Origin of the sequence: Paenibacillus sp. FSL R5-0623 (assembly GCF_037974265.1) — a bacterium.
Lineage (GTDB): Bacteria > Bacillota > Bacilli > Paenibacillales > Paenibacillaceae > Paenibacillus.
This window is the reverse complement of the sequence record NZ_CP150233.1, coordinates 1,857,346-1,872,194: the sequence shown is the minus strand read 5'-3', so window position 1 is coordinate 1,872,194 and position 14,849 is coordinate 1,857,346. Positions and strand designations below refer to the sequence as shown.

The window sequence follows — 14,849 nt, the reverse complement described above, 5'->3', positions numbered from 1 at the left end:
GTCTCAAGGGACCGCCTCGCTTGGAGTGTCAAAAGCATCTCTGGTCTGATCCGATCCGTTCAGACACCCGCCCATTAATGCGGGAATGTAGCTATATTTTCAAGCGTTACATCACTAAAATGTTAAATTACAACTGTTAGGGGACTGACACTCACATAAGATCAACTGTATATGTTAGCTAACCGTCGTCCCTCTTCATTCATTATAGCTTTATACGTTGCCGCGTACCAATGCAGTGATGCCTGTACGGGACAATTCGCGAATGCCATATGGCTTGAGCAATTCAATCATAGCATCAATTTTGTCCGTATCTCCGACTACTTGCACAATCAGGCTGCCTGGACCAACATCTACAACGGATGCGCGGAATGTTTCTACCACACCCAGAATTTCAGGTCGCTCGGAAGGCTCTGCTTTCACTTTGATCAGGGCGAGTTCACGGGCTACCATCGGTTTCAGGCTGAAATCTACCACTTTAATAACATCGATGATTTTGTACAATTGTTTCTCAATCTGCTCTAGTGTTTTATCGTCACCAATGGTAACAATAACCATCCGGGAGAGTCCAGGTTCTTCCGATTGACCTACTGTAATACTCTCAATGTTAAATCCGCGTCGACCGAACAACCCTGATACACGCTGAAGGACGCCTGGCTGATCGTTTACCAATATTGAAATCGTATGTCTAATCATTCGTCAGCATCCCCCATCAGCATTTGATCAATTGTTGCTCCCTGCGGAACCATTGGATACACATTTTCGTCCTTGCGTACTACGAATTCTACAACGACTGGTCCTGGTGTATCCAAAGCTTCCTGCCAAGCACGCGCTGCTTCTTCTTTATTCGTTGCACGTAATCCTTTCACGCCATATGCTTCAGCCAGTTTTACAAAATCCGGACTTCCTGCCAGATCAATGTGGCTGTAACGGTTCTCATAGATCAGTTCCTGCCATTGGCGAACCATTCCGAGTACCTGATTGTTAATGATCACAATTTTTACCGGTATATTGTTAATAGCACAGATTGCGAGTTCTTGGGAACACATCTGCATTCCGCCGTCACCGTTAATGGAGATAACAAGTCTGTCCGGATTGGCCATCTGAGCACCAATGGCAGAAGGGAATCCAAAGCCCATCGTTCCGAGACCACCCGAAGTTACCCATGAACGTGGTTGATTAAACTTGTAATATTGTGCCGCCCACATCTGATGTTGTCCCACATCCGTAGTCACAATCGCTTCACCTTTGGTTGTATCATTCAACATTTCAACAACCCACTGCGGTTTCAGCACTTCGTCTGAATCCGTATAGCTGTATGGCTTCTCTTGTTTCCACTGTTTGATCTGGTCTCTCCATGCATCTGCACGCTCTGCACGTCCAACTTCTTTGTTGGCTATTTCAAGTACGGTCTTCACATCACCAACGATTGGAATATCGGTTGCAATGTTTTTACCAATCTCAGCCGGATCAATATCGATATGAACGATTTTGGCATGTGGAGCGAATCCGTCCAGCTTACCTGTTACCCGATCATCGAATCGTGCGCCGATATTAATCAGCAGATCCGCATTTTGAATGGCCAGGTTGGATGTGTATGTTCCGTGCATTCCTGGCATCCCTGTCCATAGTTCATGCCCACTTGGGAATGCACCAAGCCCCAGAAGGGTTGTCGTAATCGGAATGCCTGTCTTCTCAACAAACTCGAACAGTTCTTCATGTCCTCCCGAGTATACCACACCGCCACCGGCCAGAATCATTGGACGTTCTGCTTCCTGAATGGCCTGAGCCAAACGGTCAACCTGCAGTTTGTTTGGTACTGTCCGTGGATTGTACCCTCTTAATGTAACAGGTTCAGTGCTCGGTTCAAACAAGGTTTTGTTGGCTGAGACATCTTTTGGAATGTCGATCAGTACAGGACCTTTACGGCCGGTGTTGGCAATATGGAAAGCCTCATGAATGATACTCGACAGATCCTTAACATCTTTTACCAGATAGCTGTGTTTGGTGATCGGCATTGTAATCCCAGTAATATCCGCTTCTTGGAAAGCATCCGAGCCGATCAGGCTGGAATTAACATTTCCCGTAATGACAACTAGCGGCACAGAATCCATATATGCCGTGGCTATTCCAGTAACCAGATTGGTTGCTCCCGGCCCGGAGGTAGCGATACAAACACCAACTTTGCCGCTTGCACGTGCATATCCGTCAGCTGCATGAATTGCACCTTGTTCGTGACGGGTTAAGACGTGTTTGAAATCCTCGAAACCATACATTGCATCGTAAATGTACAACACTGCGCCACCCGGGTAACCAAATACGCAATCCACACCTTCAAGCAACAAACTTCTCAGCAGAATCTCGGAACCGCTAATGACCTCCGGCTTCATCCATTTTTCACGTAATTCATCTGTTGATCGTACTTCTGGAATTTGAGCTCCCATTAGTCATCCTCCTCTCGGAATTTACACCATTCTGACATTTAAAGTTACAAAAAAAACCTTCCATCCCCTGCAAACAAGTTCATGCTTGCGAGGGACGAAAGGTTATCGCTTCCGTGGTACCACCCAACTTTGTCCGAAATTTCGCAATAACGGACCTTACCAGGTACAACAAAACGAATAGCTCAAACGAACATAGTCGTTTCCCATACCTGTTGTCTGTAACGCAGACATACGATTTTCCCTAATACGCGAAAGGAGTGACATCCAGTGCTTTTCAGGAAAACAGCTCCGAGGTGAGCTCGTATATAAGGGATAATGGTGGTGGTTTCAGCAATTCCAGCCACTCTCTGAGCAAAAGAGCCCTTAAAACTTCGTCCTCTTCATAGCCGATGAAATATTCTCGTTAAATGTTAGGAACATTATATGATTCCTCCAACCGATAAGTCAATACCTGTTTTGCATAAAAATTCAGAGAACCTTCCTTCTTCCCTCTTCAGCCCTAATCCCAGCGCTTCATTCAGTCACCTTTTATCTTGCTTCGGGCATAGGATATACGAGCAGCACGACTGGTCCTGAAAGGAGGCTCCGCATGGTGATTCGGCAACGCACATCCAAGCTGGATGATGGCGCCATCATGAAGCTGATTGACACTCAACTTGTTCCTTTATCCCATATGAGCGAAAAGGAAATCAATAAAATCCGCAAAGAAATACCCCTGCGAATGAACAGGGGCATGACCTTTGTTGTCTCGCCGGAGCCAGACAAAGCTGCTGTGGCATTCATCCATTTTCTCATGCATGGGGAATTGCTCTATGTCGATATGATGGCCGTTAGTCCGAAAGAACAACGCAAACGTTATGGGCAAACTTTGTTGCTCAAAGCAGAGAGCTTTGCGGCATCCCGGGGTTGTCGAAGGTCTAAAGTTATGGTGGATGAGGGCAATACCAAAGGGCTTCAGTTTTATCAAAAAAATGGATACAGCGCGATTCGATACATCATGATAAGCCGTTGCTACGAATTGGAAAAAAATTTATAGAATGTCCTAGAAAAATCCTGGTGGACGTGGACCTGGGCCATAAGGGCCGAATCCAGGACCAGGTCCATATCCGCCACCAGGTCCTCCAGGTCCATATCCCGGTCCGTAGCCTGGACCATATCCCGGTCCGTAGCCTGGACCATATCCAGGGCCTGGTTTTGGTCCAGGTCCATATCCGGGACCGAAGCCGGGACCACCTCCATAAGCATAAGGCAGTGTGGCAATAGCAAGCAGATCAAACAATACCAGTGGCAGTATCGCTTTTGTACGTACTTTTTTGCCATTCAGACGCTTCAGCACCAGTTTGTTGCCCGATACTTTCAACAGCTTTCCCGTAACCCGAGTGCCGTCTTTTTTGATTGCAACAATATTTTTGCCTATTAATTTCATCGCTTCATCACGCGTAACTTGTTGTTTCATACTTTCCCCTCCTCCTCGGATCGTTCAAAACAGTGTATTCGTCCATCACTGAATTCGCCTGTTTCTTTGTCCCTACCTGAAAATATGGGTATCTGCACGAGAACCAAGTTAAACGTGAAAAAGTGGCTTGGTGACGCTCAAGGAAACAAAAAAGGCCCGCGCAAGGCGGACCCTTTTATCAAGCTTTTGGATAGTAAATTGACATATTGCAAGTTTACCTTTTACCCGGGTCATAAGCTTCACCGAGTGCAGACGGAGCCGAAGAACGTCCAACCGCTGCAACGAGAACGATGATGGTAAGCAGGTAAGGCAACATAAAAATAATTTCCTGGGGAATACTTTGTGACCATTCAAACAACTGTACATAGTTTCGGATCGCTTGTGAGAATCCAAAGAAGACAGCCGCACCAAAGGCACCAATCGGATTCCACTTACCAAAGATCATAGCTGCAATGGCAATATAACCTTGGCCGGAAACCGTATTGTGTGAGAATGTACCGGTAGTCGTCAACGTAATCGCAGCTCCACCAATAGCGGCTAGTGCACCACTGATCATCACGCCAATATAGCGATAACGAAGCACTTTAACACCAACCGTATCCGCCGCACTTGGATGTTCACCAACAGAACGAAGGCGCAGACCAAATGGCGTTTTGAACATGATGTAATACGTCAGGAATACGAATAGAATGGCCAGATATGTCGTTGGATATACGTTCTTGAAGAAGGCTTCTCCCAGCAAAGGAATGTCTTTCAACAATGGCACATCAAACTTGCTGAAGCCTTGAACCAACGGTGAATCGCCAGAACCTTCAAACAACAGTTTAACCAAATACAACGTACTTCCTGCCGCCAAAAAGTTAATGACGATACCACTGATAATCTGGTCTGCCTTAAATGTAATAGACGCAACGGCATGAATCAGCGATACCAGTACGCCCAATACAATCGCGAGCAAAACCCCCATCCATGCCGATGTCGTTCCACCCATGCCCGCTTCTTGAGCATAATGTGCTCCGATTCCAGCTGCAAAGGCACCAAAGACCATAAAACCTTCAAGTCCAAGGTTGGTTACACCTGATTTTTCCGAAAAAATTCCGCCGAGTGATGCAAAAATCAATGCCGTAGCAAAGACAAGCGTCGTATTGATAATTTGCCCAATTGTCAACAAGTCCATCTACAACACCTTCTCTTTCTTACGCTTCGAATAGAACGGTTTGAGTATCCAGCGCACGATGCCTTGTGCCGCAATGAAGAAGATAATCGAACCGATCACAATCCGAATAATCTCAGGCGGAACATCCGCAGCAAAACTCATACCTGCAGATCCGTACGTGAGGGTACCAAACAACACTGCCCCCAATAACACCCCAAACGGATGATTCAAACCAATCAGGGCAACCGCAATTCCGTCAAAGCCTGTTCCCGGTGAACCCGACATTACGGTTTGGTATTGGAACACACCAAGAACCTGGAATGCACCACCAAGGCCGGCAAGCATACCACTGATAAACATCGCTTTTACGATATTCCGGTTAACATGCATACCTGCATATTCAGCCGCATTAGGGTTGTAACCTACCGCGCGGATTTCATAACCTTGTTTTGTTTTCCACATATAGATATAAAAGAGCACAGCCATCACAAGGGCAATCAACGTCCCCATGTGTACACGGGAATTGCCCATCAGCTCAGAGAGCCATGTCAAACTAATCGAGGCCGATTCGCTGATATCCACGGAACGATTCTCGCCCTTCAAGAGCAAGAATTGGCGTACGATAAGGTTGGCCAGATACAGACCAATCCAGTTCAACATGATACTACTGATAACTTCATTGACCCCACGTGCCGCCTTCAGATAACCAGCAATAGCGGCCCACAGACCACCAAACAATGCACCGGCAATCAAAGCCAGTGGCGCATGAAGGTAGATCGGCAAACCTGCAAATTTAACACCAACAAATGTTGCAGCGGTCATACCAACGAGAAATTGACCTTCTCCCCCGATATTAAACAACCCTGCACGTGATGCAAATGCAAATGCAAGTCCAGTCATAATTAGTGGTGTCATTTCCCGTACTGCTTCACCAAAGTTGTACATGTCACCAAATACCTTGGTGAACAGTGCACCATAGGCTTCAATTGGATTGTAGCCACCAATCAGCATGACAACTCCACCGAGAATAAGACCCATAATAATAGCTACTACAGGCAAAATAAATGAATCTCGGGTAAACCATTTCAATACGTTATTCATGCGCAGTACCTCTCTTTTGGGTGCTGCCCGCCATCATCAAGCCGAGCTCCCTGTCATTGGTTTCTTCCGGCAGCACCTCGCCAACGATCTGGCCTTCATAAATAACAGCAATTCGGTCAGATACATTGATAATCTCATCAAGCTCAAATGAAATCAGCAGAACAGCCTTCCCTTGATCGCGCTGTGCAATCAGTTGCTTTTGCACGAACTCAATAGCCCCTACATCCAAACCACGTGTTGGTTGCGCAGCAATAAGCAGTTCAGGGTTTTTATCTACCTCACGGGCGATAATGGCCTTTTGCTGGTTTCCTCCGGACAAGGACCGAGCTTTGGTCTCGATGCTTGGTGTACGCACGTCAAATGCCTCAACAAGCCGCTTCGCCTGCTGTTTGATGGCATCGAAGTTAAGGAACCCTTTACGGGTGTATGGTGCTTTATAATACGATTCCAGAACGATATTTTCACTCACTGAAAAATCAAGTACAAGTCCGTGTTTATGTCGATCTTCTGGAATGTGGGCTACACCCGACTCCGAGATATGGCGCGGAGAATGATTGGACAGCTCCTTGCCCTCCAAAAGAATTGAACCGCTCTCTACTTTACGAAGTCCAGTAAGGGCTTCAATCAGTTCACTTTGGCCGTTACCATCCACGCCTGCGATTCCGACAATCTCTCCTGCACGTACGTTCAGGTTAAGTTGGTTCAGAACCGAAATACCTTCTTTATTCTTAGCCGTTAATTTACTGACTTCGAGCACATTGGCTCCAGGTGTAGCCGGTTTTTTGTCCACTTTGAATGTGACATTCCGCCCCACCATTTTCTCTGCCAACTCATTCGGATTTGTTTCCGAAGTTTTGACCGAATCAATCACTTTCCCCCGTCGAATAATCGTTACCGTATCGGAGATTTCCATGATTTCTTTCAGTTTGTGCGTGATCAAAATAATGGATTTTCCTTCAGATACAAGCTTCTTCATGATGATCATCAGTTCTTTGATCTCTTGAGGAGTCAATACGGCTGTAGGCTCGTCAAAAATCAGAATGTCTGCACCGCGATACAATGTTTTAACAATCTCTACACGTTGCTGCATTCCGACAGAAATATCATGAATTTTGGCATGAGGATTCACCTTAAGTCCATACTGTTCGGAAAGACGCTGAACTTCAGCGGCTGCTTTTTTATAGTTAATATTGAGACCCTTCGTTGGTTCAGATCCCAAAATAATGTTCTCTGTTACCGTGAACGGCTGTACAAGTTTAAAATGCTGATGCACCATGCCTATGCCAAGATCGATCGCTCGGTTAGGGCTGTCGATGATGACAGGCTTGCCATTCACTTCAATGGAACCTTCATCTGGCTGATAGAGACCAAATACAATATTCATCAACGTTGACTTACCAGCGCCGTTTTCGCCCAGTAGCGCATGGATCTCGCCTTTACGAAGCTGAAGGCTGATGGCGTCGTTGGCAACAATGCCTGGGAAACGCTTCGTAATTTGTTTTAACTCAACGACGGGGGTTGCTGCACCCATGTAATCACCCTTATAACTGATATAGTGTGGTTCCGCAAACGTAAAAAAAACGTCTATCGACGTACTTTCAAAGAAGACAGACCGCGCTTAGCTGAAGTTTTTCTTGCGATAATCGAATGGTTCAGCTCATTCAGAACATATCAATTCCATTATCTTAAGAAAAGCTCCTACCGGAGCGTTGGTGCACAATAAGCTTGTACAATTGTTATCATGACTTGATCAAATGTTCCTGTTCTTGCAATCATAAGGCCGGTCAAGACCGGCCCCAATGATTATTCATTTGCGACTAAGATCAAAATTACTCCGTAGGAACTTTGATTTCGCCGCTGATGATTTTTTCTTTGTACTCTTCCACTTTTGCAAGTGTATCAGCAGGTACATTGGCAGTAGAGGTATCAGCAATACCTACGCCGTTTTCTTTCAAAGTCAGGTTCTCGGAACCCCCAGCGAATGTACCATCAACTACTTCTTTGTTAACGCGCTTAACTGCTTCGTCAACTTTTTTGATCATGGAAGTCAAAGTGATCTCATCACCAAACTCAAGAGATTGGTCTTTGTCAACACCGATAACCCATACATCTTGACCTTGTTTCTTACGAGCACTTGCTTCGTTAAACACACCGTTACCTGTTGCGCCAGAAGCGTGGAAGATAATATCTACGCCTTCATTGTAAAGTGTTGCTGCTGCTGCTTTACCCAAGTCAGGTTTATCAAATGCACCTGTGTAGTTAGAAATGAATTGAGCATCAGGGTTAACTGCTTTAACACCTTCTCTGAATCCTACTTCAAACTTTTTGATCAGTGGGCTTTCCATACCACCTACAAAACCAATTTTGTTGGATTTTGTTGTCAGACCAGCCACAACACCAACCAGGTAAGATCCTTCTTCTTCAGCAAATGTTACGGATTTAACGTTAGGAGCATCAACAACACTGTCGATGATCGCGAGTTTGGAATCAGGGTTTTGCTCAGCTACAGTCTTGATTGCATCAGCCAACTGGAAACCGATACCCCAAGTCAGATCATATCCACCTTTGACGAATTCGTTCAAGTTAGGAATGTACTCTTCATCGGATTTACTTTGCAGGTATTTAACTGCTACACCTGTTTCTGTTTCAGTCGCTTGCAGAGCTTCCCAAGCGGATTGGTTAAAGGATTTGTCATTAACTCCACCTACGTCAGTAACCATACCGATTTTGAGATCGGATTTCGCTTCAGTGGGAGTTCCACCTGTATCTCCTCCGGCATTTGTTTCTTCTTTCGGTTTGCTACCGCAACCCGCGAGCATAACCGATACCGCCAGCAACATTACCAAAGACAAGCTGAGCATCTTTTTCATTTCTCTTTTTCCCCCTTAATGATATATCCCTCATTCCAATCCAGCCTACAATTGAACGGTTAACAGATAGCTGAAATGACTTTTATGCAGAATGTATGGTTTCTTCGACATTAAAAGCGCATTCTCACCCTTGAAGCATCCTATCATCTGTCGAAAAACCGAACATTATGACATGGAGAGAAAAATCTAGGACTAGCCTACTAGAGGTGATTATACAATCAACCAGTGTTAAAATCCAGATGTTTCATCACCAAATATCACATATTTTTGTTCTTTTTTTATTGAAAACGCTTAATGATTTAGCGTTTTAACACACTAACGTTACAACGATGTGATGTTATATAACAAAAATGTATCGCGAACTTTAGTGATGAGTGGGATTTACCTGTTTTCATTTGTATTATTTCACCGTTCGTATTTTATGTATTCCCATGGAAGGTTATTCAGCCAGTTACCTGGTTTCATTGTTCCCCTCCAGACTACAGCCTATTCGCTCTACTCATTCAGAGATTCATCTTCGAATTTCTTCCAAACCGTAAAAAAAGCCGCCATATAGGTACGGCGGCTTGTATCATACAATTTAAGCGTTAATTTTGCCTTTAGCTACAGTAGCCAAAGAGTTGAACGCATTGATGTCGTTAACGGCCAGATCAGCCAACATTTTGCGGTTCATATCTACTCCAGCAAGTTTCAAACCATGGATCAGTTTGTTGTAAGACAAACCATTCATACGTGCTGCAGCATTGATACGAACGATCCACAGTCTGCGGAAGTTACGTTTCGTGTTGCGACGGTCACGGTATGCGTATACCAGGGATTTCATTACTTGCTCGTTAGCTGTTTTAAAAATACGGTGTTTGGAACCGAAATAACCTCTTGCCAGTTTCAAAACCTTTTTATGACGACGACGTACTACAAAACCGCCTTTTACTCTTGCCATATTAAAGAACCTCCCAAATAAATATAAATGTATCCGTGGTATGTGTACGGCCGTAGCCGATCCCCCATACGGAATGTACTAATTAGAATTAGCCTTTCAAGTTAGCCAAGCCTTGTTTCAAACGTCTAACATCCCCGGCAGCCATAACTGGGTTACCGTTCAGAACGCGCTTAGCACGTTTGGATTTGTGGGAAAGCAAGTGGTTTTTGTGAGCTTTGTAACGAAGGACCTTACCGGAACCGGTAATTTTGAAGCGTCCTTTCAAACTGCTGTGTGTTTTCATTTTAGGCATTTTGTGTTTCCTCCTCCAATGTTATCAGGCTTTAGGAGCCAAGATCATGATCATACTGCGGCCTTCCAATTTTGGTTGACGTTCAACAGTACAAAGTTCTGCAACTTCTACCTTAACGCGCTCCAAAATCCGTTGACCAATCGCGGCATGTGCAATTTCACGTCCGCGATAACGAACAGAACATTTCACTTTGTCGCCTTCGTTCAAAAACTTAACTACATTACGAAGCTTCGTTTGATAATCGTGCTCCTCAATATTGGAACGGAACCATACTTCTTTAATATCAACAATTTTCTGGTTCTTACGGGCTTCTTTATCTTTCTTTTGTTGCTCATAGCGGAATTTGCCATAGTCCATAATACGACACACCGGCGGTTTAGCCTGTGGTGCCACATTGACCAGATCCAAATTCAGGTCAATCGCCATTTGCAGTGCTTCGCGAATGGGCGTAATCCCAATTTGTTCTCCTTCAGCTCCGACAAGGCGTACTTCCTTCGCCCGAATCTCATCATTAATCATGTGATCTTTACTAATAATCGTCCACCTCCAGGTCATTTTGAATATCCAGTTAAACAAAAATAAAAGGGATGCCGGTCAAGCTACCGACATCCCTGTAATCAACACAATTCTTCATGAGTATACACTTCATAAATTATTGGGATCGTTGACCAGCCAACATGTTTGTTGATCAGGTGAGAAGTCGGACTTCTGCTTGTGATTCCATTGCTATTCGCTTTAAGGCACTTGAATACTATATCACCCATGAAATACATTGTCAACATTCTTCACAACTTTTTTTCGTGAATTACACATTTGTGATATCAGATGTCAACAAAGTATCGCATGCAGGTTCCTTACCCTTGTTTGCTTTGCACCTCATCCAACCGTACAACACGTGTATGTTGAGTGTGGCTCCACTGTTTGTTGTTCTGCGTAAAGAAAGCGTAGAACGTAATCGGGTACCAAGACAGCAGGTAGATCGGGAACAAAATCAGATATAGATAAACTTTGGCAAAGGTAACCTTCTCCAGCGCCATGGACAACAGGAACGTCAGAATGTTCAAACCAATAGCCACGAACCCAACCCATAAAGGGAAGTATCCATAAATATTAGCAATGTGCGGACCACTGAATATAGCCATGTCTACCCACATCACAGCCGTCATCAGGAACGTAAGCAACACCACATAGACATTGGCTCCGTAGATAGCAAGGTCAAATTTCACCAGGCTTCTTTCCTTAATGGACTGCCATAGCAGCGGGAAGAAGTATCTACGCGCAACTGTAAAGTGACCTTGCATCCAGCGCAGACGTTGTCTCGCTGAAGCTTTGAATGTTAATGGCTTCTCATCAAATACTTTGGCGTCATAGTTGAAAACAGGATACACATTACGTTGCACACTGCGCATCGTAAACTCCAGATCCTCAACCAGACTTGTTGCACCCCAACCAATTTCCTTCAACAGGTTGGTCTCAAAGCACATTCCGGTTCCACCGAGGAAATTCGCCATATTCAAGTTATGACGAGACAACTGCCACAGACGGTTGATGTACCAGTAAGAAACACCGTAAGCTGCAGTAATCCAGGAATCCTCCGGATTTTTCGTATCAATATATCCTTGGATAACACGCGAACCATTGTTCAAGTCATCATTCATCTCAAGCAAGAAGTTACGGTCAACCAGGTTATCCGCGTCAAACATAACAACTGCGTCATACTGACGTGGCAATTTCCACAGGTACTTAAGCATCCATTCGATGGCATACCCTTTACCTCTTAAATCGGCATTAGTACGTACACATGCGTTTAATCCATGTTCTCTGACAATTTGAGCCGTTCCATCCGTACAGTTGTCACAGATGACAAACACATCGTACAGATCTTTCGGATAATCAAGTTGTTTCAAGTTCTCCATCAAGGCACCAATGACTTGTTCCTCATTGTGTGCTGCGACGAGTACAGCGAATGATTTTGTCGCCGGATAATGTTTCTTTTTCTTTTTCTTAATCAGACCGAACAGCGAAAACGTGAATTGGTACACGGCTAGCAGTGCCAGAATGACCTGCATCGTGACGAATATAGCGTCCAACATCGTTCTCTGTTACCCCCTTTTTTTCAAAACCCAGTTTACTCAAGCATTTCTCTTCCTGATTCTGCAATTTATTTTTTTTTGATCTGCAGAATATGACCCTGTTCTTTTGTGTACTACGTGATTATATCAGGCAATGTTTCAAAGCTTGGTTGCTATCAGTTGGCTGCTTTATCGATTCTGTATCCTTTTCAGTCATTTGTCAAAACCCCAATTCCACTTTCTGAAGCAGAAATGTGATCTTTAAACGCTGAATAGACACTTCGTGATACCACAACCTCGCATTCATGCCTGTTATATCTTATTTTCAGCCGTTTACTTGATTTTTATTTCTAAAGTCCCTGCTTTTTTCATCAGCATGTTATTCTTCGTCAGAGGCTCTATAACAAATAACGCAAACAGACCTCAAAAAGTTTGAAACAGAACTCACATTTTTTTACCTCATTTCAGCCATGTTGAATCATTGTATCTTTTTTGGCTGACCGAAGTCAAAAAGTTAAGATGGGTATATATCCACTCTTTAACATGAATTTTACGTTCTTTACATGGGTTCTTCTTGAAAAGGACAACATTTAAAAATATGATAAACATATACCTGAAATAACCTCAAGTTCACGAAAAACGGTTATATACTAATCAGGACGAAACCGGATGCAGAAAATCACCGGAAATAATGCCGCCATTACGAGCGGCCTGACTGGCAGGAGGCCAATATGAGCCGTTTATTCTTAAAGTTTCAAGATTATGATCGAAATGTTTTTATGTGGATCAACGGCCGACTTCATAATCGTTTTATGAATTTTTGGCTGTATTATTTCACCCATCTGGGTGGAGCAACTTCATCTATTGCAATATCCTTGTTAATCTGGCTGCTTGCTCCAGCTCCATGGAGCACAACAGGACTCCAGGCTTGTATCGCTCTTGCGGTCAGCCACATTCCTGTAGCCATCGCGAAAAAATTGTATCCCCGCATTCGACCTTATCTGGCCTTGCCGGATACAATTACGTTCCGTAATCCCCTGACGGATCACTCGTTTCCTTCAGGACACACAACTGCCATTTTTTCGGTCACGGTTCCCTTTATGACCACTGATCCGATCTTATTGCTAATATTGTTGCCTGTGGCCCTTATTGTCGGATTCTCTCGAATTTATCTGGGATTACACTATCCTTCCGATGTTCTGGCAGGTGCCACAATAGGTACTTTAGTCGCACTTGCAACAGTTGCATTCTGGTCTTAAAGCCGATATGTTAGACTCAGAAAAACCTAGCAGGAACAGGTGAAGCAAGCGTGGAGAAAAAAAGAGTATTACTATTATCTGAAGGCTTTGGTACGGGTCATACTCAAGCCGCCTATGCACTGTCCAGCAATTTGCGAAAGCTTTCGCCAGACGTGCAGACAAAAGTGCTTGAACTGGGAAGTTTCTTAAATCCCAAGGTTGCACCTCTGATTATAACAGCATACAAAAAAACGGTTACCAACCAACCCAAACTTGTCGGATACGTATACAGACACCAATATAAAAAATCATTAAACAGGCTGACAACACTGGCGCTGCATAAACTGTTCTATACACATACACGCAGCGTTGTGCGCCAGTTACGTCCCGATGCAATCGTCTGTACACATCCGATTCCAAGTGCTGTCATATCCAGACTGAAACGTCTGGGTGTACAGGTTCCCCTATGCACAGTCATCACCGACTATGATGCACATGGGACGTGGATTAACCGTGAAGTAGACCTTTATCTGGTTTCTTCAGATGAGGTTAAGTCCAAACTAATGCTACGCGGCGTACCTACAGACAACATTCGAGTCACGGGCATTCCGGTGCATCCAAATTTCTGGGAGCATCCCGGGCGAGAAGAGATTAGAAGCAGATTCAACCTCAAGAACATGCCCACCGTACTGGTGATGGGCGGCGGTTGGGGAATGCTCAGCGACAAGCTGGTCCATCCGTTGCTGACACGCTGGCATGAAGATATTCAGATCATTTTTTGTCTGGGTCGCAATGATAAAGTACGGATCAGCATGGAACAGAACCCCATGTATCGCAAAGAAAACATTCATATTTTGGGATACACCAACGAAGTGGACAAATTGATGGAAGTATCCGACCTGCTGATCACCAAACCTGGGGGAATGACATGCAGCGAAGGCTTTGCCAAAGGAATTCCAATGTTGTTCCACAACCCTATACCTGGTCAGGAAGAAGAAAACGTCCACTATTTTACCGCAAGAGGGTTGGGAGAACCCATAACATCGCTCGACGTAGTGGTCAAATGGATGAACAAGCTGTTGCATCACTACCCGGATGTTGTACGTAAACGCAAACGTCATCTGGCGGAAATCGCCAAGGTTCATCCGCTACAGAGTGCTCAAAGTATTATCGATCTGCTGGAGGACGTTCGTCCTTCATCCGCAGAAGAGGCCCGTTTATGAATTTATCCCATTAGGATGTTGCTTCCCGTATTCTTCGTCTAATCAAGCCTCTAACCAACG

The 14,849-nt window shown here is 44.5% G+C and carries 14 protein-coding genes; 3 read left to right on the top strand and 11 right to left on the bottom strand.

From position 1 onward, the window contains the following. Positions 1-210 precede the first annotated feature (210 nt). Both ilvN and ilvB read right to left on the bottom strand, forming a co-directional pair. A complete protein-coding gene (gene ilvN, locus MKY92_RS08695) occupies positions 211-693 on the bottom strand; it encodes an acetolactate synthase small subunit (RefSeq protein WP_024628317.1) in 483 nt (160 codons plus the stop codon). Next, positions 690-2,441, bottom strand: coding sequence for a biosynthetic-type acetolactate synthase large subunit (gene ilvB, locus MKY92_RS08690; RefSeq protein WP_339300259.1), 1,752 nt, complete (start codon positions 2,439-2,441; stop codon positions 690-692). Before ilvB ends, ilvN begins: the two co-directional genes overlap by 4 nt. Before the next feature lie 589 nt (positions 2,442-3,030). Between ilvB and MKY92_RS08685 the strand changes: the two genes are divergently transcribed. Continuing rightward, positions 3,031-3,477 carry a GNAT family N-acetyltransferase gene (locus MKY92_RS08685; protein ID WP_339300258.1) on the top strand — a complete coding sequence of 149 codons (447 nt, stop codon included), beginning with the start codon at positions 3,031-3,033 and terminating at the stop codon, positions 3,475-3,477. Positions 3,478-3,483: 6 nt separating this feature from the next. Here MKY92_RS08685 and MKY92_RS08680 read toward each other — a convergent pair whose 3' ends face one another. The 9 genes from MKY92_RS08680 to MKY92_RS08640 form a co-directional block, all read right to left on the bottom strand. Continuing rightward, positions 3,484-3,897, bottom strand: coding sequence for a hypothetical protein (locus tag MKY92_RS08680; RefSeq protein WP_339300257.1), 414 nt, complete (start codon positions 3,895-3,897; stop codon positions 3,484-3,486). A 214-nt stretch (positions 3,898-4,111) separates the two neighbouring features. Beyond that, positions 4,112-5,074: an ABC transporter permease gene (locus MKY92_RS08675; protein WP_091014847.1), complete on the bottom strand. Its 963-nt coding sequence runs from the start codon at positions 5,072-5,074 to the stop codon at positions 4,112-4,114. Continuing rightward, positions 5,075-6,154 carry an ABC transporter permease gene (locus tag MKY92_RS08670; RefSeq protein ID WP_036610168.1) on the bottom strand — a complete coding sequence of 360 codons (1,080 nt, stop codon included), beginning with the start codon at positions 6,152-6,154 and terminating at the stop codon, positions 5,075-5,077. It lies immediately after the preceding gene. After that, on the bottom strand, positions 6,147-7,685 hold the full coding sequence (locus MKY92_RS08665) for an ABC transporter ATP-binding protein (protein ID WP_210107588.1): 1,539 nt from the start codon (positions 7,683-7,685) through the stop codon (positions 6,147-6,149). Before MKY92_RS08665 ends, MKY92_RS08670 begins: the two co-directional genes overlap by 8 nt. Before the next feature lie 298 nt (positions 7,686-7,983). After that, positions 7,984-9,024 (bottom strand): BMP family ABC transporter substrate-binding protein, encoded by a 1,041-nt coding sequence (locus tag MKY92_RS08660; RefSeq protein ID WP_339300254.1) that lies wholly within the window; start codon positions 9,022-9,024, stop codon positions 7,984-7,986. A gap of 580 nt (positions 9,025-9,604) precedes the next feature. Beyond that, on the bottom strand, positions 9,605-9,964 hold the full coding sequence (gene rplT / locus MKY92_RS08655) for a 50S ribosomal protein L20 (RefSeq protein ID WP_017689664.1): 360 nt from the start codon (positions 9,962-9,964) through the stop codon (positions 9,605-9,607). Positions 9,965-10,052: 88 nt separating this feature from the next. Continuing rightward, complete coding sequence (gene rpmI / locus MKY92_RS08650) at positions 10,053-10,256, bottom strand: 50S ribosomal protein L35 (RefSeq protein WP_017689665.1); 204 nt, start codon at positions 10,254-10,256, stop codon at positions 10,053-10,055. A 24-nt stretch (positions 10,257-10,280) separates the two neighbouring features. Then, entirely contained in the window at positions 10,281-10,775 is a 495-nt protein-coding gene (gene infC / locus MKY92_RS08645; RefSeq protein WP_017689666.1) for a translation initiation factor IF-3, read from the bottom strand. Positions 10,776-11,110: 335 nt separating this feature from the next. Continuing rightward, entirely contained in the window at positions 11,111-12,349 is a 1,239-nt protein-coding gene (locus MKY92_RS08640; RefSeq protein ID WP_076209221.1) for a glycosyltransferase family 2 protein, read from the bottom strand. Positions 12,350-13,059: 710 nt separating this feature from the next. On the opposite strand from MKY92_RS08640, the gene MKY92_RS08635 reads away from it, so the two are divergent. Together MKY92_RS08635 and MKY92_RS08630 are read left to right on the top strand one after the other, a co-directional pair. Next, positions 13,060-13,587 (top strand): phosphatase PAP2 family protein, encoded by a 528-nt coding sequence (locus MKY92_RS08635; protein WP_017689668.1) that lies wholly within the window; start codon positions 13,060-13,062, stop codon positions 13,585-13,587. A gap of 50 nt (positions 13,588-13,637) precedes the next feature. After that, on the top strand, positions 13,638-14,789 hold the full coding sequence (locus MKY92_RS08630; protein WP_339300251.1) for a glycosyltransferase: 1,152 nt from the start codon (positions 13,638-13,640) through the stop codon (positions 14,787-14,789). Positions 14,790-14,849 lie beyond the last annotated feature (60 nt).

What these genes read in the sequence shown, in the direction of transcription:
- ilvN (WP_024628317.1), bottom strand. Translation starts at nt 693, where the DNA reads ATGATTAGACATACGATTTCAATATTGGTAAACGATCAGCCAGGCGTC.
- ilvB (WP_339300259.1), bottom strand. Translation starts at nt 2,441, where the DNA reads ATGGGAGCTCAAATTCCAGAAGTACGATCAACAGATGAATTACGTGAA.
- MKY92_RS08685 (WP_339300258.1), top strand. Translation starts at nt 3,031, where the DNA reads ATGGTGATTCGGCAACGCACATCCAAGCTGGATGATGGCGCCATCATG.
- MKY92_RS08680 (WP_339300257.1), bottom strand. Translation starts at nt 3,897, where the DNA reads ATGAAACAACAAGTTACGCGTGATGAAGCGATGAAATTAATAGGCAAA.
- MKY92_RS08675 (WP_091014847.1), bottom strand. Translation starts at nt 5,074, where the DNA reads ATGGACTTGTTGACAATTGGGCAAATTATCAATACGACGCTTGTCTTT.
- MKY92_RS08670 (WP_036610168.1), bottom strand. Translation starts at nt 6,154, where the DNA reads ATGAATAACGTATTGAAATGGTTTACCCGAGATTCATTTATTTTGCCT.
- MKY92_RS08665 (WP_210107588.1), bottom strand. Translation starts at nt 7,685, where the DNA reads ATGGGTGCAGCAACCCCCGTCGTTGAGTTAAAACAAATTACGAAGCGT.
- MKY92_RS08660 (WP_339300254.1), bottom strand. Translation starts at nt 9,024, where the DNA reads ATGAAAAAGATGCTCAGCTTGTCTTTGGTAATGTTGCTGGCGGTATCG.
- rplT (WP_017689664.1), bottom strand. Translation starts at nt 9,964, where the DNA reads ATGGCAAGAGTAAAAGGCGGTTTTGTAGTACGTCGTCGTCATAAAAAG.
- rpmI (WP_017689665.1), bottom strand. Translation starts at nt 10,256, where the DNA reads ATGCCTAAAATGAAAACACACAGCAGTTTGAAAGGACGCTTCAAAATT.
- infC (WP_017689666.1), bottom strand. Translation starts at nt 10,775, where the DNA reads ATGATTAATGATGAGATTCGGGCGAAGGAAGTACGCCTTGTCGGAGCT.
- MKY92_RS08640 (WP_076209221.1), bottom strand. Translation starts at nt 12,349, where the DNA reads ATGTTGGACGCTATATTCGTCACGATGCAGGTCATTCTGGCACTGCTA.
- MKY92_RS08635 (WP_017689668.1), top strand. Translation starts at nt 13,060, where the DNA reads ATGAGCCGTTTATTCTTAAAGTTTCAAGATTATGATCGAAATGTTTTT.